Source organism: Brenneria sp. hezel4-2-4 (assembly GCF_013155275.1).
Classification (GTDB): Bacteria; Pseudomonadota; Gammaproteobacteria; order Enterobacterales; family Enterobacteriaceae; genus Brenneria.
Map to the genome: position 1 here is coordinate 109870 of NZ_JABJXS010000002.1, position 17859 is coordinate 127728.

15 protein-coding genes are annotated in these 17859 nt (G+C 59.3%); 4 read left to right on the plus strand and 11 right to left on the minus strand.

Going from position 1 to position 17859, the window contains the following annotated elements:
- Nucleotides 1-68 precede the first annotated feature (68 nt).
- From HOY33_RS04535 to HOY33_RS04545, 3 genes are read left to right on the plus strand one after another with little or no spacing between them, the layout of a single operon-like run.
- Nucleotides 69-1208 (plus strand): efflux RND transporter periplasmic adaptor subunit, encoded by a 1140-nt coding sequence (locus tag HOY33_RS04535; RefSeq protein ID WP_172289031.1) that lies wholly within the window; start codon nt 69-71, stop codon nt 1206-1208.
- Nucleotides 1208-4360 carry an efflux RND transporter permease subunit gene (locus HOY33_RS04540; protein ID WP_172289032.1) on the plus strand — a complete coding sequence of 1051 codons (3153 nt, stop codon included), beginning with the start codon at nt 1208-1210 and terminating at the stop codon, nt 4358-4360. The genes HOY33_RS04535 and HOY33_RS04540 overlap by 1 nt, the downstream gene beginning before the upstream one ends.
- The gene (locus tag HOY33_RS04545; protein WP_172289033.1) at nt 4360-5769 is read left to right on the plus strand and encodes an efflux transporter outer membrane subunit; all 1410 of its coding nucleotides are present in this window, start codon (nt 4360-4362) and stop codon (nt 5767-5769) included. The genes HOY33_RS04540 and HOY33_RS04545 overlap by 1 nt, the downstream gene beginning before the upstream one ends.
- Before the next feature lie 501 nt (nt 5770-6270).
- Here HOY33_RS04545 and HOY33_RS04550 read toward each other — a convergent pair.
- From HOY33_RS04550 to HOY33_RS04590, 9 genes are all read right to left on the minus strand, one after another.
- A complete protein-coding gene (locus HOY33_RS04550; RefSeq protein WP_172289034.1) occupies nt 6271-7068 on the minus strand; it encodes a glucose 1-dehydrogenase in 798 nt (265 codons plus the stop codon).
- Nucleotides 7069-7175: 107 nt separating this feature from the next.
- Nucleotides 7176-8681 carry an FGGY family carbohydrate kinase gene (locus tag HOY33_RS04555; protein ID WP_172289035.1) on the minus strand — a complete coding sequence of 502 codons (1506 nt, stop codon included), beginning with the start codon at nt 8679-8681 and terminating at the stop codon, nt 7176-7178.
- Nucleotides 8674-9741, minus strand: a complete 1068-nt coding sequence (locus tag HOY33_RS04560; RefSeq protein WP_172289036.1) for an ABC transporter permease — start codon at nt 9739-9741, stop codon at nt 8674-8676. Before HOY33_RS04560 ends, HOY33_RS04555 begins: the two co-directional genes overlap by 8 nt.
- Before the next feature lie 22 nt (nt 9742-9763).
- The gene (locus HOY33_RS04565) at nt 9764-11314 is read right to left on the minus strand and encodes a sugar ABC transporter ATP-binding protein (RefSeq protein ID WP_172289037.1); all 1551 of its coding nucleotides are present in this window, start codon (nt 11312-11314) and stop codon (nt 9764-9766) included.
- A gap of 10 nt (nt 11315-11324) precedes the next feature.
- Nucleotides 11325-11936: a DUF2291 family protein gene (locus HOY33_RS04570; protein WP_172289038.1), complete on the minus strand. Its 612-nt coding sequence runs from the start codon at nt 11934-11936 to the stop codon at nt 11325-11327.
- 44 nt (nt 11937-11980) lie between these two features.
- Nucleotides 11981-12916, minus strand: a complete 936-nt coding sequence (locus HOY33_RS04575) for a D-ribose ABC transporter substrate-binding protein (protein ID WP_172289039.1) — start codon at nt 12914-12916, stop codon at nt 11981-11983.
- A gap of 74 nt (nt 12917-12990) precedes the next feature.
- Nucleotides 12991-13788, minus strand: a complete 798-nt coding sequence (locus tag HOY33_RS04580) for a GolD/DthD family dehydrogenase (RefSeq protein WP_172289040.1) — start codon at nt 13786-13788, stop codon at nt 12991-12993.
- Nucleotides 13789-13801: 13 nt separating this feature from the next.
- Nucleotides 13802-14728, minus strand: a complete 927-nt coding sequence (locus tag HOY33_RS04585) for a transketolase family protein (RefSeq protein ID WP_172289041.1) — start codon at nt 14726-14728, stop codon at nt 13802-13804.
- Nucleotides 14725-15531 (minus strand): transketolase, encoded by an 807-nt coding sequence (locus HOY33_RS04590; protein ID WP_172289448.1) that lies wholly within the window; start codon nt 15529-15531, stop codon nt 14725-14727. Before HOY33_RS04590 ends, HOY33_RS04585 begins: the two co-directional genes overlap by 4 nt.
- A gap of 368 nt (nt 15532-15899) precedes the next feature.
- Between HOY33_RS04590 and HOY33_RS04595 the strand changes: the two genes are divergently transcribed.
- Complete coding sequence (locus HOY33_RS04595; protein ID WP_172289042.1) at nt 15900-16694, plus strand: DeoR/GlpR family DNA-binding transcription regulator; 795 nt, start codon at nt 15900-15902, stop codon at nt 16692-16694.
- On the opposite strand, the gene HOY33_RS04600 is transcribed toward HOY33_RS04595, so the two are convergent.
- Both HOY33_RS04600 and dmsD read right to left on the minus strand, forming a co-directional pair.
- Nucleotides 16691-17251: a 4Fe-4S dicluster domain-containing protein gene (locus tag HOY33_RS04600; protein WP_172289043.1), complete on the minus strand. Its 561-nt coding sequence runs from the start codon at nt 17249-17251 to the stop codon at nt 16691-16693. The genes HOY33_RS04595 and HOY33_RS04600 overlap by 4 nt on opposite strands.
- Nucleotides 17251-17844, minus strand: a complete 594-nt coding sequence (gene dmsD, locus HOY33_RS04605; protein ID WP_172289044.1) for a Tat proofreading chaperone DmsD — start codon at nt 17842-17844, stop codon at nt 17251-17253. The genes HOY33_RS04600 and dmsD overlap by 1 nt, the downstream gene beginning before the upstream one ends.
- Between the last annotated feature and the right edge of the window lie 15 nt (nt 17845-17859).

A 17859-nucleotide genomic window follows, 5' to 3' on the forward strand; every position in this document is an offset into this window, starting at 1 on the left:
AGAAGAATTTATCTATCTTCCTTAACATTGAGAATGAACGTTCATTCTCAATTATAGGGCATGATTTCATGCAAGGTAAACGCTTTATTTTCTTATTGGTGTTCTTACTTTCGGGTTGTGAACGCGCTTCAGAACCGACAACGGTCAACGCGGCCGTGGAGGTCACGGTACAGACATTGCAGCCGCAATCCGTGGTGCTGGACAGCGACCTTAACGGCAGAACCGCCGCCGCCATGGTGTCCGAGGTTCGCCCACAGGTGGACGGTATTATTCAGCAACGTCTGTTCACCGAAGGCAGTGACGTAAAGGCCGGTCAGGTACTGTATCAGATTGACCCGGCCGGCTATCAGGCGGCGTATGACGAAGCGGCGGCCGCGTTGAAAAATGCGCAGGCCGGCGTACGTGCGGCAAAGCTGAAAGCACAGCGCTACGCCCGTCTGGCAAAAGAAGAGGGGGTTTCACAGCAGGATGCGGATGACGCGCAAACCAGCTATGAAGAGAGTCTGGCGTCGGTGGCGGAAAAACAGGCCGCGCTGAAAACCGCACGCATCAATTTGGCCTACACGCAGATTAAGGCGCCGATTTCCGGTCGTATCGGCATTTCTTCCGTTACGCCGGGGGCGCTGGTGACCGCCAGCCAAACCACCGCCCTGGCAACCATTCGCCAGCTCGACCCGATATATGTTGATCTCACCCAGTCGAGCCGTGAGCGTCTGGCGCTACGCCGGTTGCAGCAAAGCGAGCAACCGGCGGTATCGCTGACGCTGGAAAATGGCGAACGCTATCCTTTCCGCGGTCAGCTACAGCTGGCCGAGGTGGCGGTGGATGCTTCAACCGGTTCGGTCACCCTGCGCGCCGCGTTTCCCAACGCCGAGCATATATTGCTGCCCGGCATGTATGTGCGCGCCAGCGTGGAGAACGGCACCGATCCGGCGGCGATTCTGGCGCCGCAGCAGGGCATTACCCGGGATGCCAAAGGGAACGCCACCGCGCTGGTGGTCAACGACCAGCAGCAGGTGGAACTGCGTCAGGTTGTTACCGAACGGGTGATTGGCAACCGCTGGCTGATTTCCTCAGGCTTAAAGGCGGGCGACCGGCTGATTATCGAAGGCACGGATAAGGTGAATGTCGGCGATAAGGTGCAAGCAACGGAAGCAACATCCTCCACCGCCGATGCGGATACCGACCAGACAGAGGTGAAAGCGTAATGTTTTCTCGTTTCTTTATTCACCGGCCGGTGTTCGCCTGGGTGATTTCGATTGTGATCATGCTGGCCGGCGCATTGGCGATTCAGTCGCTGCCCATCGCACAGTATCCGGACGTCGCGCCGCCCTCGGTGTCGATAACCGCAACCTATACCGGCGCCTCGGCGGAGACGCTGGAAAACAGCGTAACCCAGATCATCGAACAACAGCTCACCGGGCTGGATGGCCTGCTCTATTTTTCGTCGTCCAGTAGTTCCAGCGGCGAAGCCAGGATCATCGCCACCTTTAAGCAGGGAACCAATGCCGATACGGCGCAGGTTCAGGTGCAGAATAAGGTGCAGCAGGCGTTAAGCCGTTTGCCGACGGAAGTGCAACAGCAAGGGGTGACGGTCACCAAATCGCAAACCAGCTTTCTGCTGATTATGTCGCTGTACGACAGTACCGATAAGGCCAGCGCGGCGGACATTGCCGACTACATGGTCAGCAATTTGCAAGATCCGCTGGCGCGCGTCGACGGCGTGGGGGATGTTCAGGTTTTCGGTTCGCAGTATGCGATGCGCATCTGGCTGGATCCTACCCGGCTGGCCGCCTATGACCTGATGCCGTCGGATATTTCCTCGGCGATCGAAGCGCAGAATACGCAGGTGTCCGCGGGTAAAATCGGCGCGTTGCCTTCCCGCGCCGATCGGCAGCTTACGGCCACGGTGATGGCGCAGTCGCGGCTGAAAACGCCGGCCCAGTTCAATAACATTATTGTCAAAAGCGACGCCACCGGCGCGGTGGTGCGGCTGGGGGATGTGGCGCGGGTGGAGCTGGGCGATGAGAATTACAGTACGACAACCCGCCTGAACGGCCATCCGGCGGCAGGGATTGCGGTGATGCTGGCGCCGGGCGCCAACGCGCTGTCCACCGCCGAGCGGGTAAAAGCCAAAGTGGCGGAGTTTGAAAGCACCATGCCGCAGGGGTATCAGATTGCTTATCCGAAAGACAGCACGGACTTCATCAAGATCTCGGTGGAAGAGGTGGTCAAAACGCTGTTTGAGGCCATCCTGCTGGTGGTTATCGTCATGTTCCTGTTCCTGCAAAATCTGCGCGCCACGCTGATCCCGACCATCGCCGTACCGGTGGTATTGCTGGGCACCTTTGGCGTGCTGGCGCTGTTTGGTTATTCCATCAACACCCTTACGCTGTTTGGCATGGTGCTGGCGATAGGGCTGCTGGTGGATGACGCCATTGTGGTGGTGGAAAACGTCGAGCGCGTGATGCGCGACGAGGGGTTGCCGCCGAAAGAAGCGACCGAAAAGTCGATGCGGGAGATATCCGCCGCGTTGGTGGGCGTCGCGCTGGTATTGAGCGCGGTGTTTTTGCCGATGGCGTTCTTCGGCGGATCGACCGGCGTTATTTACCGCCAGTTCTCTATCACCATTGTGTCTTCCATGCTGCTGTCGGTGCTGGTCGCCCTGACGCTGACGCCCGCGCTGTGCGCTTCGCTGCTGAAGCCGGCGGCGCACCGTGAGGCGAAAAGCGGTTTTTTCGCCGCCTTTAACCGCGGCTATCAGGGGATGCAGGATCGTTATTCCGGCAAGGTCGCCCATGTGCTGCGCAGTCCGATGCGTTACATCATCCTGTACGCGCTGCTGATTGCGGGTATGGCGTTAATGTTTGTCCGCCTGCCGTCCGGTTTCCTGCCGACGGAGGATCAGGGAACGGTGATGGTGCAGTTCACCTTGCCCGCCGGCGCCACCGAATCGCGCACCAGCAAGGTGGGCAAAGCCATCGAGCACTATTTCCTGACGGAAGAAAAAGACAATACCGAAGCCATTTTCATTATTTCCGGGTTTAACTTCAGCGGCAGCGGACAAAATGCCGGGATGGCGTTTGTCGCGCTGAAAAACTGGGCGCAGCGCAGCGGGGCGGAAAACAGCGCTGATGCGATTTCGGCGCGGGCGACGCAGGCGCTGTCCCGCCTGCGCGATGCGCAGGTGTTTACCCTGACGCCCCCGTCGGTGGATGGACTGGGACAGTCCAGCGGGTTTACTTTTGAACTACAAGCCACCGGCACCACCGATCGCGAAAAGTTGCTGCAACTGCGGGATGAGCTGCTGGCGTCAGCCAATAAAAGCAGCCGGCTGGCAGACGTTCGCCCAAACGATCTGACGCAGATGCCCCAGTTACAGGTGGACATTGATAATGACAAGGCCAGCGCGCTGGGACTGTCGATGAGCGATATCACCGAGACGCTGAGCAGCGCCTGGGGCGGTTCGTATGTGAATGATTTCATCGACCGCGGGCGGGTGAAAAAAGTCTATATCCAGGGTGATGAGGATTCACGCAGTAAGCCGGAGGATCTGAACAAATGGTTTGTGCGCGGCAGCAACAGCGACGGCGACAGCGTAATGACGCCATTCTCCTCGTTTGCCTCCACGCGCTGGATCTACGGGCCGGAAAGTCTGTCGCGCTACAACGGTCTGGCGTCCTATGAAATTCAGGGCACCGGCGCGTCGGGCGTCAGCTCCGGTGCGGCGATGGATGAGATGCAGGCGCTGGCCGGCGCATTGCCGCAAGGCACGACCTCCGCATGGAGCGGATTGTCCTATCAGGAACGGCTTGCCAGCGGACAGGCATTATCGCTGTATGCGATGTCGATTTTGGTGGTGTTCCTGTGCCTGGCGGCGTTGTATGAAAGCTGGAGCATTCCGTTTTCCGTGATGATGGTGATCCCGCTCGGCGTGGTCGGCGCGGTACTGGCCGCCACGCTGCGCGGGCTGGAAAATGACGTTTATTTTCAGGTGGCGTTGTTGACCACCATCGGGCTATCGGCGAAAAACGCCATCCTGATCGTCGAGTTTGCGGAAGCCGCCTATCAGCGCGGGGCGACGCTCTATGCCGCCGCGCTGGAAGGGGCGACGACCCGTTTACGACCGGTGCTGATGACCTCGCTGGCCTTTATCGTCGGGGTATTCCCGCTGGCGATATCCAGCGGCGCGGGGGCAAACAGCCGTATTTCCATCGGTTCCGGCATTGTCGGCGGTACGCTAACGGCGACCGTGCTGACCGTTTTTCTGGTGCCCATGTTCTTTGTTCTGGTGAGACGCGTATTTCCCAAGCGTGCCGACAAAGCGCTGCCTGTTGCTGACTCATCGAGGGAAGAATAATGCGTAGTCGTCAATTTATCATCGCGCTGTTACCGCTGCTGCTAGGGGGATGTATGTCTCTGGACCCGGCGTACCAGCGTCCGGATGCGCCGGTGCCGGCCGTCTGGCCGCAGAGCGACACGGCCCCGGCCGCGTCGGATGCGGCCGCCATTCCGTGGCGTTCGGCTATTGTCGATGCGAAATTACAGCGGGTCATCGATATCGCGCTCAGCGATAACCGGGATTTACGCAAAGCGTTGGCCGATATCGAGGCGGCGCGGGCGCAATACGGCATTCAGCGGGCCGGACAGTTTCCCACCGTCAACGCGGGCGTGGAAGGCACCCGCAGCCGGGCGCTGACCAGCGATGCGTCGTCGAGTAACAATTCCACGGCGATAAGCCAGAGCTACAGCGCCAATCTGGCGGTCAGCGCTTTCGAGCTGGATCTGTTCGGTAAAACGCGCAGCCTCAGCGAAGCCGCGTTGCAGAGTTATCTGTCCACGGAGGCGGCGGCGAAAAGCACCCGTCTGACGTTGATTGCCGATACCGCCACGGCCTATATCGCGCTGGCGACGGCGCGCAGCGATCTGCTGTTGTCGCAGCAAACCATGCAAAGCGCGCAGCACTCGCTGGAAGTCACCCGCAACCGGCAGCGCAACGGCGTGGCCTCCGGCGTGGACGTGGCGCAGGCGGAAACCGTGTATCAACAGGCGCGGGCCGATGTGGCCAGCAACACGACGGCGCTGGCGCAGAGCAAGAACGCGCTGGATCTGCTGGCGGGACAGCCGATAGCGGAGGCCCTGCTGCCAGGCGAACTGACTACGCTGGCGCAGGCGGTTGCCCCGGTGTCGGCCGGTATTTCCTCGGCGGTTCTGTTGCAGCGTCCGGATGTGCTGGCGGCGGAGCATACGCTGAAATCGGCGAATGCCGACATTGGCGCGGCGCGGGCGGCGTTTTTCCCCAGCCTGACGTTGACCGCCAGCGGCGGCGTCAGCAGCAGCGCGCTCTCCACCCTGTTCAGTCACGGCGCCGGGGTATGGTCGCTCGCTCCCAGTCTGACGTTGCCCATATTTGACGGCGGCGCCAACCGGGCGGCGTTGCAGTACGCTGAAGCGCAGAAAAAAGGCTATATCGCCAGCTATGAGAAGGCCATTCAGTCGGCGTTCAAAGAGGTGGCGGACGCGCTGGCCCGTAAGGCCACGATTGATGAGCAGATTGCGGCGCAGCGTGATTACGTCGCGGCGGCCGAGCGCAGCTACCAACTGGCGGACTCGCGCTATCGGGAAGGGGCCGATACCTATCTGAACGTGCTGGATGCGCAGCGCACGCTGTACAGCGCGCGGCAGACGCTGATTAGTATCGAGCAAACCCGGCTGAACAATCTGGTGACGTTATATAACGCGCTGGGCGGCGGGGTGGCGGCGCAGTAGTGCGCTATGACCCCCTCCCAACCTCCCCCCTGTCAGGGCTGTCTCTTATACACAAATGCAGGGAGTCATGACGGGTTTTGCCGTTACCCGGCGTAAGAAATTTTGCTGAGGTGAACTTGACCGCCGAGTGAGCAGCATGGATGCTGCGAAAACCAGTGCCGCGTCGGGAACGCGTCACTGGTGGCTCGAATAGCGGTCATGGGCGCCGAGGGAACCGCGTCAGCGGCATAATTTCAGCCGGAAGCCAGAGGTCAAGGAGCTGCGGCGACTGAGCGCTCCTTGTCGGGCGCGTGCTACGACGTAGCATAAAAATACCTTTCTTTTCGCGCACGAAATAACACTGAGTTTACATATACCGTTATCGGTAAATATGTGGCTAAGAGTCAGCTGTCAGGGGGAGGAGCCGACTTGCTCCCTCCCGGCGCGTTTTTTTGCCGCGGCCCGGCAATATGATGCCGGGGAATCCGTAATCCCCGGAATGCGTCGTGGGGAAGCGGCGTATCAGGACATAATCAGCCCGCCGTCAACGTTAATGGTTTGTCCGGTGATGTAGCGCGCATCGTCGGAGGCCAGGAAAGCCACCAGCCCGGCCACATCCCGAGGCTGGCCGGCGCGCTTGAGGGGAATACCCCGCACCCACTCCGCCATCAGTTCCCCTTTGCCGTAACGTTTCTTTTCGCTGCTGAGGATCTCGCCCCAGACGCGATCGTTATAGTCCCACATTTCACTTTCGATGATGCCGGGGCAGAACGCGTTCACCGTGATGTTCCACGGCGCCAGTTCGTGCGCCAGGCTTTGGGTGATGCCGATGACGCCCATTTTGCTGGCGGCGTAATGCGGCGTATAGATAAAGCCCTGGCGCCCCTGACCGGACGAGGTGTTGATCAGGCTGCCGCCGTTTTGCCGCACCATGATCTTTGCCGCCTCCCGGCAGCACAGCCAGACGCCGGTGGTATTGACGGCCAGCACCTTGTCAAAATCGGCTTTGGGCATGCTGTCGAAGGTGTCGATGGTGATCACCCCGGCATTCTGGATTGAGACATCAACCCGGCCAAAACGCGCGAGCGCCTGCTGATACAGCGACTGCACCTGCTCTTCATCGGTGACGTCGACCTGGAGCGCCAGAATGTCGCCGGCGTATTGGGCGGTGAGTTTTTCCGCGGTGTCAAAGACGCGCTCAGCGTTGGAAACCATGACCAGATTGGCGCCCTCGCTCGCGAAACGCTCGGCGATGCCGGCGCCGATGCCGCGACAGGCGCCGGTAATCACCACCGTTTTCCCCGTAAAGTTACGATTCATTATTGTGTACTCCTTGATTGGCATAGCCGATGGGCTGCGCCGCCGGTCATCATCGTGGCAACCCGACGACCGGGCAGGGCGCAACGCCTTCGGGATGTAAAATCAACTCATGCGTCGGGCTGCCACAGCGTACGCTGTACGGCCTCGCGCCACTCCGCCCAGCGGCGTTGGTACGCCGTATGGCGATGCTCATCCGGCAGCCAGCTGTCGTGTTCAGGCAACAGCGCCGTCAGCCGTTCGTCGGATAACTGCCCCAACGCCCGCCGCGCCAGCAAACCCGCGCCCAACGCCGACAGCTCCGGAGTGACGCTTCTCGCCACCGGACAGCCGAGCAGATCGGCCTGAAATTGCATCAGCCACGGGTTTTGCGTGGGGCCGCCGTCCACCATCAGCGTTGTCAATTTGAAATCCGGGTGCCGGCGCATCGCCTCAATCACATCGGCAATCTGATAGGCGATGGCCTCCAGCGCGGCGCGAATAAGATGGGCGGGGGTGACGCCGCGACTCAGACCGCATATCACGCCGCGCGCCCGATCGTTCCACCAGGGCGCGCCCGTACCGGTTAACGCGGGAACAAAATAGACGCCCAGCGTGGAGTCGATGCCGCCGGGCAACTCATGCAGCGCGCGGCTGAGCACGGCGCCTTTACCATCCGTCAGACCGGTGGCCTGCGCCATCCACGCCACGCCGTCGCCGGTGTGGGGGATATTGCCTTCCAGCCCGTAGACCCGTCGTTCGCCGTCATGCCAGGCGACGGTGGTCGCCAACTGCGTGATGGCGGTATCCGGCGTCGTCAGCGGCGCCATCACCGATGAACCGGTGCCGTAGGTGGCTTTTACGCCGCCCGGCGCGCCCAGCCCGTGGCCGTACAGCGCGGCATGCGAATCGCCGATCATCGCCAGGATCGGCAACCCGTCGGGGATGCCATCCAGCCCGGCGGTGACGCCGAACAACCCGCTGGACGGATAAATATCCGGCAACGCCGCGCGCGGCACGCCGAACAGGGCCAGCATGTCGTCATCCCAGTCGCCGGTGTGCAAATTGAGCAACTGCGTGCGCGCCGCGTTCGACAGGTCACAGCGAAACTGTTTGCCGCCGGTAAAATGCCACAGCAACCAGGCATCAATCGTGCCGAGACAAATATCGCCGGCGGCGGCGCGGGCCGCGCCATCCGGGATGTTGTCCAGCAGCCAGCGCATTTTTGAGCCGGAGAACAGCGGCGCCACGGGTAGACCGGTTATGGCGCGGATCGCGGCTTCCCGATGATCGCGTCTCAGTTGTTCGCAAAAAGCCGCCGAGCGCGAACACTGCCAGGTCAGCGCGGGGTGCAACGGCTGACCATTGGCGCGTTGCCAGCCGATGGCCGTTTCCCGCTGATTGCTGATGGCCAACGCGGCCACCTGGTTTTCGCCAACCTGGTTGATCACCTCGCGCATCACCGTCAGCGACGCGGCGATCAACGTCCTGCCGTCCTGTTCCACCCAGCCCGCCCGCGGCGTCGCCACCGACAAAGGCCGCGACGCTTTTGCCGCTACCCGACCACAGGCGTCAATGGCGACGGCCTTAACGTTGCTGGTGCCTTCGTCCAGCGCGATGATCAGATCCCTAGCCATGGCTTACCCCGGAGAACGGCGCGGCCGCCTGTTTTTTTTCATGACGCCGCATCAGCACGACTTTGCTCTGTAAGCGCTGTTGGAACTGGTCGATCACCACCGCGGTAATAATGACCAGCCCTTTAATGACCATTTGCCAGAAGTCGCTCACGCCCATCATCACCATGCCGTCGGCCAGAAAGACGATCACAAAGGCGCCGATAATTGATCCGGACACGCGGCCCCGGCCGCCCGCCAGCGCGGTGCCGCCAAGCACCGTGGCGCCGATGGCGTCCATCTCGAACATGTTGCCGGTCATGGGGTGCGCGGTTTGCAGTTGTGAAGCCACCACCAGCCCCACCAGCGCCGCGCACAGGCCGGAGAACGCGTAGACAAACACTTTCACTTTGATGATCGGCACGCCGGCCAGACGGGCGGCGGATTCATTGCCGCCGATGGCGTAGATGTAGCGCCCTAACGGGGTTTTCGTGGTGATATACAGGCCAAGCAGCAGGATGCCGAGCATCAGCCAGATAGGCAGGTAAACCCCCAGCACGGTGCCGGAGCCTAACAGTGAAAACCCGGTGTTGCCCAGTTCCGGCATCCCCACCAGATTGGCGTAGGTGCTACCGTCGTTGAACAGCAACGCCGCGCCGCGGGCGATGTACATCACGCCCAGCGTACAGATAAACGGCGCGACGCCCAGACGGGTAATGACCGCGCCATTAATCAGGCCGACGAGCACCCCGAACAGCGCGACGACCACAATCACTTCCGGTACGTTAAGGAACAGAATCCGCCCGCCCCACAACGGAATGCCGCTGGTCAGTAGCGCGCCGGCCACCATGCCGCAAATGCCGGCCACGGCCCCCACCGACAGGTCAATGCCGCCGGTGAGGATCACCAGCGTCATCCCGATCGCCAGCAGGCCGGTGATCGCCACGTGCTGCGTCATGATCAGCAGGTTGGAGGTGGTGAGAAAATTGGGCACCATCACGCTGAAAAAGCCGATGACAATCAGTAAGGCGATAAACGTTCGCGCCTTGAGCAGATACATATAGAAAAGATATTTTTGATTCATGTCGTTGTCCTCAAAGCAGGATCTACTCATGCGGCGTGGAGGCGCGGATCAGCGTTTCACGATCGACGCCGGCGCGCGGGATATCGGCGGTGATTTTGCCGTTGGCCATCACCAGTACCCGATCGGCCAGGGCGACCACTTCATCCAGTTCGGAGGAAGAGAACATCACGGCCAATCCTTCTTTCGCCATCGCGCCAATCAGGTGGTAGACGTCGGTTTTGGCGCCGACGTCGATGCCGCGCGTCGGCTCATCCAGCAGCACCACTTCAGGCTCGGTCATCAGCGCTTTGCCCAACACAACTTTCTGCTGATTGCCGCCGCTGAGCGAGGCGATCGGCAGTTCCGCGTCGCTCACTTTAATCGCCAGTCGTTGGATCATGTCGTTGACGCTATGCGTCTCCTGTCGCGGCTTCAGCCAGGCGATGGCGCTGCGAAAACCGCGCAGGCTGAGGCGCGACAACGTCATATTGGTTTTGACCGACATCAGTTGCACCACGCCTTCGCCTTGCCGATCCTCCGGCACCAGCGCAATGCCTTTTTTCAGCCGATACTGGAAGTGGCGTTTGTCGAGGCGCTCGCCGTTCAGCACGACGCTGCCGCGCTGGCAGGGCATTAGCCCGATCACCCCCTTAAATAATTCGGTGCGTCCGGCCCCCAGCAGACCGTAAACCCCCACCACTTCCCCTTTACGCAGCGAAAAACTCACGTCATTGAGCTTATAGCCGCCGTTTTGGTGCAGGGCGGTTAAGCCGGCGACCTCCAGTACGGTGTCTCCTTGCGCGGCAGGGGAATAATCGAAATGTTTTTTCTTGTCGCCCACCATCTGTTCAATGATCCAGGGCACAGTGGCCTCCTGGACTTCACGTTCGCTGATAAAACGCCCGTCGCGAAAAATGGTGATGTGATCGCCGATTTCCAGCAGCTCTTCGAGGCGGTGGGAAATATAGATAATGGTGACGCCGCGACGTTTGAGCTGGGCGATAACGTTGAACAGCACTTTGACTTCCGATTGGCTGAGCGCCGACGTAGGCTCATCCATGATCAGCACGCGGGTGTCTTTCGACAGCGCGCGCGCGATTTCCACCAGTTGCTGATGGCCGATACCCAGTTCAACCAGCGGCGTCAGCGGATCGACATCCAGCTCCAGACGCTCCAGCAACGCTTTCGCCAACTGATACTGATAGGCTTCATTAATTCGCCCGCGCTGAAAGAACTCGTTGCCGATAAAGATGTTGTCCATCACGTTCATATTGGGAAACAGGTTCAGTTCCTGAAAAATGATGCTGATGCCGTGTTTTTCCGCCTGCTGGGTGGAACCGAACGTCACCGGCTCTCCGTCGAGCAGGATCTGACCGGATGACGGCGCTTCCACCCCGGCCAGCAGTTTCATCATGGTGGATTTACCCGCGCCGTTTTCGCCAATCAACACATTGACCTTGTTGCGGTAAACCCGGTAGTTGACCTGTTCGAGCGCCGTCACGCCGGGGTAGATACGCGAAACCTCACGGGTTTCAATAATCACCGGGGAAAGGGGCGACGGGGTCGCCGCAACAGGGGATTGCCTCTGTGCCATCATTCGATCCTTACTGTCGCGTGACGCGCGCGGGGGTGATATCCGGCAGCGTTTTCGGCACGTCCCAGGCGCTGAATACGCCGTACACGTCCAGGCGGTCGCCCGCTTTGAGCTGCATTTCTTGTATCCCGGCGGAAGCCAGATCGTTAATCGCCCGACCGTAGTCGCCGAACAGCACCTGATCGTTAAAATCCTGATAGCTCAGCCCTTTGTAGGCATCGCGCAACGCCGTGCCGCGAATAATCGGCCCAATCTGCACCACCACGCGGGCGCCGCTGACGTCCTGCACCGTCATCTTTCCGCTTTTCGAGGTGGTATTGACTTCGGTGACGCTGCCGCTGACGTGAACCGGGAAAACGCAGGGGTTCTCTGCCTGGGCGCGATAGCCATACTGCCGACAGGTGGCGGCGAAATCCGTTGACGCGGCGAACTGCTGCATTAACTCTGCAACCGGTTTTGCCTCGGACACCACCTGGGGAACGATGTTCTGTTGCCAGGTTTGCGCCACCTGATTGACGTGGGGGGCGGCCGGGTTTTTCAGATCGGCCAGCTCCTGCTGCGACACGATCCGACAGCCGCCTAGGGTTAATGCGGCAACGGCCAGCCAAATTCGCCTGGACATGGTTCTCTCCTTTGTGCCCCTTGCGGGGCACTATCATTCGGGGATTAGGATTTGTAATTGAAATCCTGAACGTTGTTGGCGTTACTTTGGTCGATCAAAATGCCGCGAAACATCACGCGTTGCTGTGCCGGTTTGACGCCGTTCTGAAGGAAGTTATCCAGATCGCTGACGCCCTGTGCTGCGATGGCCTGCGCCTGTAGCATTACCGTGGCTTTCAGCGAGCCGGCATTCACCGCGTTGCGTTCGTCGTTGCTGCCGTCAATGCCCACCACCACCACATCATTACGCCCCGCGGCCTTTAGCGCGGCGATGGCGCCCAGCGCCACCGGGCCGTTACCGCAGATCACCCCCTTGACGTCGGGATGCGCCTGCAAAATGCTATCCATAATGCGTTTGCCGTCGAGCAGCGTGCCTTTGGCGTCCTGACGCGCGACGCTTTGCATGTCGGTGTACTGGTCGATCACCTGATGGAAGGATTTGGATCGGGTGACGCAGTTATTATCCGCCAGGTTGCAGGTCAGCTCCGCATATTTACCGGTTTCGCCCATCAGTTCGACAAAACGGTTCGCCACTTCCGAACCGGCCTGAAAGTTGTTGTGAGTAATTTGCACCAGCGCGACATCATCGACCGGTATTTCGCGGTTGATCAACACTACCGGGATCCCGGCGTCGCTGGCCTTTCTGATGGCCGCCACGCTGGCGGTGGAGTCGGCGTTGTCCAGCACGATGCCCTGTACTTTTTGACCGATGGCCGCATCAATCAGCTCACTTTGTTTCTTTACGTCCTCACTGTGCGACAGCACCGTGGTTTTATACCCCAGCGACTGCGCTTTTAAATTGGCGCCTTTGGCTTCGGCGGCGTAATAGGGATTATCCAACGAGTTAACCATAATCATGATGGTGCCTTTTTCCGCAGACCAGACGGCGTGCGAAAATGTGCAGGCGGCGGTAATAGCTAACAGCATTAAACGCATTTTCATGGTGATGTTCTCTCTATGTCATTGTTATGTGTAGGTAGGTACAGAATGACGGCGTTACTGGTGTTGACGTGGTACTAGCAAATCGTGAAACCGCCGTCGATCATCAGGTCGGCGCCGGTAATCATGTCGCTGCCGTTGCTGGCGAAAAACAGCACGGCGGCGGCAATTTCGTCGGTATAGGCGAAACGCCCCAACGGGATCAGTTTCTTCATCGCGTCTCCTTTTTCCCCGCGCCAGGCTTTTTCGCCCATTGGCGTGAGTACTACGGTGGGGGAGAGGGTATTGACGTTAATCTTGTACGGAGCGAACTCTTTCGCCATCACTTTGGTCATCCCCAACAGACCGGCTTTGGCGGAGGTGTAGGCCACATGGTTATCGATGGCGATGGAAGCGGCCTGTGAGGCGATATTGACGATTTTTCCCCCGTTGCCGGCGTTGATCATCCGTTTCGCCGCGGCCTGCGAGCAGAGGAACGGCCCGGTCAGATTGACGGCAATCTGCTTTTGCCATTCGGAAAACGAGGTGTCCAGCACCGGCTGCAACATTACGTAGCCCGCGCAATTCACCAGAATATCTATCCGGCCGAAACGTGCTTCCACGTCGCCGAACGCCTGCTCCACCGATGCCGGTTCGGTCACGTCGCACTGCACAAACTGTACGCGTGCAGCGTCGAACCGTCCGGCGATCTCCGCCGCCTTCACCTGTTCGAATGCCGGATAAAGCAGCGCCAGACGAGCGCCCTTTTTCAGCAGCATCTCGTTGCTCGCCATGGCGATGCCGCCGAGACCGCCGGTAACCACGGCGACTTTGCCCTCAAGGGTTAAATCGGTATCCACGCCGTAGCGCAGATTGACGTCATATTCGTTGCTCATGGCCGCGTTCTCCTTATGAAACGGCGTGTAAAGCGGTGTGGCGCAGCGTGGCGAGCAGGCCGTCGGCGTCAATACGGAATTGATGCCGTAAGGCGCCCCGGCTGCTGCTATGGGTAAATTCATACGGCGGAATGCCAAGCGGAATAAAGCGCTGGCGACAGGCGTGCCTGAGCATCAGTTCGCCAATAATGCTGCTCAGGCCGCCGCTGAGCACATGCTCTTCCATGGTAATGACCTGCTGGTGTTCCGCGATCAGTTTGACGATCGCCTGCTCATCCAACGGCCAGAGCGACGGCAGGGAGACGATGGTGATGCTGCGGTCTTTTGCCGCCAGCGCTTCATGCGCCAGCGTGCCCAGACAGAACACCACGGTGTCGGCGCCGTGCTGGAGCACCTCCGGTTTGCCGGGCTGGAACTGATAGCCGGCGTCATGCAGTACCGGCAGTTTGTCGCTGTCCATGCGGATATACACCGGCCCCGGATGGGCAATGGCGTAACGGGCGATGGCGCTGGCCTGCGCGGCGTCCGCCGGCGCGAAGATCTGCAAATTGCCCATGGAGCGGGCGATGGCGATGTCGTTGGTGCAATGGTGCGTCGCCCCCAGCGGGCCATAGGCGAAGCCCGCGTTGAGACCCAGCATTTTGACGTTGCTTTCGGAATAGCAGATATCGTTCTTTACCTGTTCATTCGAACGGGCAAACAGGAACGGGGCCGCATTGGCGGTGAATACCGTACGGCCGCTGAGCGCTACTCCCGCGGCGATGCCCACCATATTCTGTTCGGCGATGCCGACATTGATCACCCGCTCGGGAAAGGCTTTTTCAAAGGGGGCGATTTTGGAGGTGGAGGTCGAATCCGCCACCATCACGCTAAGGTTGGCGCCGTTTTGTTGTTCCTCTACCAGTGCGGCAATCACCGCGTCGCGTAAGTCTTGCATCATTGTTCCTCCAGCTCTGCCAGCCCAAGGGCTAACTGTTCATCGTTCGGTACGGCGTGGTGCCAGGCCGGAACGTTGGCCATAAATGAAATGCCGTGGCCTTTTTCCGTGTTCGCCAGGATCACCCGCGGTTTGCCGTGGCCCGGGTGGTTCACCGCCGTGATAATCGCCTGCGGATCGTGGCCGTCACACTCATGGACGTCGAAACCGAATGCGCGCCACTTATCGGCCAGCGGCTCCAGCGGCATGATGTCTTCCGTTTTGCCCGCCAGCTGTAGCCGGTTGCGATCGACAATCACGATCAGATTATCGAGCTGAAACTTGCTGGCGGACATGGCGGCCTCCCAGTTGGAGCCTTCGGCCAGTTCGCCGTCGCCGAGCAGCACGAACGCCCGACGATGGCCGCGTCCCGCCAGTTTGTTGCCCAGCGCCAGACCGACGGCGATGGATAAGCCGTGGCCCAGGGCGCCGGAGTTGATCTCCACCAGATCCGGCAATTTCTGACGGATGGGATGCCCCGCCAGCAGGGTATCGTCGCCCATAAACTGATCGAGTATGGCGGGATCAATCAGCCCCATGGCGGCCGCGCTACAATACAACCCGCCAGCGCCGTGTCCTTTCGATAAGATGAAGCGATCCTGATCCGGCCGAGGCTGCTTTCTGTCCATTACCGCCATAAACAGCGTACAGATAATGTCGACTTCGGAAAGATCCGCTCCGGTATGGCCTTTACCTGCCCGATGATTCATTTGCAGGACATAACGCCGGGCCTGACGCGCTGTCTGTTTAATTGTCTGAAAGTCCATCATTACCTCTTCATCAACGGAGCCGCTGTCGGATAACGCGCTTAATAACGTCACTGGCGGTCATTCATTTTCAAATAAAAATATAGACTATCGTTTTATACGGTATTGTGGCACAGGTCAAATTTCAAACAAAAATAAGTAATAATGAGTAATGCATTGATTTATCTTGATTGTTGTTTTTTTGATCCGACTTTATGGAGACATGGCGCAATGAAAAGCGTTAAAAATCAGCTATCGTTTTAGGATTATCATTTTCGAATGAAAATTACCGTGCGTCATCACTGCGCTCGCATTACCGATGCCGCGGCGGTAATATTTGACGTAACAACAGGGTTGGCGTTCGTGGTCTGTCAAAGGGAGTGTTTCGATTGAAAAGCAAAAGTGAGCAATTAGCGGATATGCAGCAGCGACGTGAGAAGATCCTTGAGATGATTCGTGAAGATGGCACCGTCACAGTGAAAATGCTCACGGAAGCCTTCGATCTGACGGAAGCCACCATCAGAACCGACCTGCGGATGTTGCAGAAAGAGGGGTTGGTGCAGCGCTATCACGGCGGTGCAACGCTGGTGACCGGCAGGCAAAATACCCATGCGTTACTGCTTGAGCGGCAGATCAACCTGCATGAGAAAGATGCGATTGGCCGGGTGGCGGCGCAGTATATCAACAATGGCGATACGGTGATTCTGGACTCCGGTACGACGACAACGGCTATCGCCAACCATCTTAGCCATATCCGCAAGCTGTCGGTGATCACCACGGCGGTGAATATCGCCCTGAAGCTCGGGGCCGAACCGGGAATAAACATTCTGCTGACCGGCGGCACCTTTAAATTTCCCACCCTGTCGATGTCGGGCGAGAAAGCCGCCAGCTTTTTTGAAAACGTCCTGGCGGAGAAATTGTTTTTGGCCACCGCCTGCATTTCGCCGCGCCTGGGATTGAGCTTTCCCAGTGAAACCGATATCAAGGTGAAAAGCGCGATGATGAAGTCGGCGCGCACGGTTTACGTGGTCGCCGACTCCAGCAAGATTGATAAGGTATCGATGTTTGCGCTGCCGTGCGACTGGCGTGATATTCACTATCTGATTACCGACAGCGGGATCTCTCAGGGATCTATCGACGAGTTTGAAGCGCTGGGGGTACAGGTGCTGGTGGCGGAAAGCTAGTCTTGTCGGGCTGTTGCCGGCATAACCAACGTAATTGCCCGTTCATCGCACCGGGTCAGGCACTCGCCGCAGCCGTTGCAGGTTTGTGAATCGACGGCCGGCACACCGGCGGCGTCGGCGGTAAGCGCCCGTGTCGGGCAACCGGCGATACACTGTCCGCAGCGTCGCCGTCGGTTAATGCAGCCGGCGGGATTGATGGCGGGCCGTAAGCCGGTATCGAAGCGCGTTTGCGGCAGCAACGCCCCGGCGGCGCAGTGCTGAATACACTGATTGCAGCCGTCGCAACTGGCATATTCAATCGATAACTGTGGATAGCCGTCATCGTCTTTGATGATGACGCCCATCGGGCAATGTTCAATACACTGCTGACACCGATCGCACTGCCGGCGGAACAACGCCGGGGGAAGTGCGCCGGGCGGTCGGGGGAGCAGCGGCAGGCCGTCTTCCTCCGTCCGCGCGCTCTTCCGCGATGCGGTCAGCAGGGCGCGGAACAGTCCCCGACGGCTGATATGCCGATGGGTAAGGTATGCGCGGTAAAAGCCGTCGGTTTTATTCATCAGCGGTATATCCGGTATTCACGGGGCGTTAACCGATAGCGGCGTTGGATATCCTGTAAAAACAGCGCGGCAATTCGCGCCAGCCGCGCGTAGAAAACGCTCTGCGTATTGCGCGCTAATAGCGCCAGATAACGATCGCTCCACGGCAGCAGATGTTCTTCCAACAACGCCAGCGCCGCCTTTTCATTTTCCTGTTCGAGCAAGCAGGCCAGCGCCAGCAGCATTAATCCAAACTGATCTTCCGGTTCATGATGCGGACGGGCGAATGCCAACTGATGCTGTCGCAGAAATTCACGGTAGCGCGCGGTGGAATCGCCCATCAGCAGATTATCCCGATCGAGGTAAACCGAACCCCAGGGCGGAGCCTGCATTTCACCTTGCCCTTCAAACAGCGCTGAAAACTGCCAGATGAACTCATCGGCAGCGGGAGGCCGACACTGTTGACAGGTTTCAAGCGCCGACGCGCGGTTGTGCCACGGGTAAAGGTCGGGGATCTGATCGAGACTGTCGATCAGACGGCTGATTTCCGGCGAGTCGGGCGGATAGTAGAACAGCGCCCCCAGCAGACGGGGTAATACGGCAACGGATGACATCAGTGATCTCCACAG

What these genes read in the sequence shown, in the direction of transcription:
- HOY33_RS04535 (WP_172289031.1), top strand. Translation starts at nt 69, where the DNA reads ATGCAAGGTAAACGCTTTATTTTCTTATTGGTGTTCTTACTTTCGGGT.
- HOY33_RS04540 (WP_172289032.1), top strand. Translation starts at nt 1,208, where the DNA reads ATGTTTTCTCGTTTCTTTATTCACCGGCCGGTGTTCGCCTGGGTGATT.
- HOY33_RS04545 (WP_172289033.1), top strand. Translation starts at nt 4,360, where the DNA reads ATGCGTAGTCGTCAATTTATCATCGCGCTGTTACCGCTGCTGCTAGGG.
- HOY33_RS04550 (WP_172289034.1), bottom strand. Translation starts at nt 7,068, where the DNA reads ATGAATCGTAACTTTACGGGGAAAACGGTGGTGATTACCGGCGCCTGT.
- HOY33_RS04555 (WP_172289035.1), bottom strand. Translation starts at nt 8,681, where the DNA reads ATGGCTAGGGATCTGATCATCGCGCTGGACGAAGGCACCAGCAACGTT.
- HOY33_RS04560 (WP_172289036.1), bottom strand. Translation starts at nt 9,741, where the DNA reads ATGAATCAAAAATATCTTTTCTATATGTATCTGCTCAAGGCGCGAACG.
- HOY33_RS04565 (WP_172289037.1), bottom strand. Translation starts at nt 11,314, where the DNA reads ATGGCACAGAGGCAATCCCCTGTTGCGGCGACCCCGTCGCCCCTTTCC.
- HOY33_RS04570 (WP_172289038.1), bottom strand. Translation starts at nt 11,936, where the DNA reads ATGTCCAGGCGAATTTGGCTGGCCGTTGCCGCATTAACCCTAGGCGGC.
- HOY33_RS04575 (WP_172289039.1), bottom strand. Translation starts at nt 12,916, where the DNA reads ATGAAAATGCGTTTAATGCTGTTAGCTATTACCGCCGCCTGCACATTT.
- HOY33_RS04580 (WP_172289040.1), bottom strand. Translation starts at nt 13,788, where the DNA reads ATGAGCAACGAATATGACGTCAATCTGCGCTACGGCGTGGATACCGAT.
- HOY33_RS04585 (WP_172289041.1), bottom strand. Translation starts at nt 14,728, where the DNA reads ATGATGCAAGACTTACGCGACGCGGTGATTGCCGCACTGGTAGAGGAA.
- HOY33_RS04590 (WP_172289448.1), bottom strand. Translation starts at nt 15,531, where the DNA reads ATGGACTTTCAGACAATTAAACAGACAGCGCGTCAGGCCCGGCGTTAT.
- HOY33_RS04600 (WP_172289043.1), bottom strand. Translation starts at nt 17,251, where the DNA reads ATGAATAAAACCGACGGCTTTTACCGCGCATACCTTACCCATCGGCAT.
- dmsD (WP_172289044.1), bottom strand. Translation starts at nt 17,844, where the DNA reads ATGTCATCCGTTGCCGTATTACCCCGTCTGCTGGGGGCGCTGTTCTAC.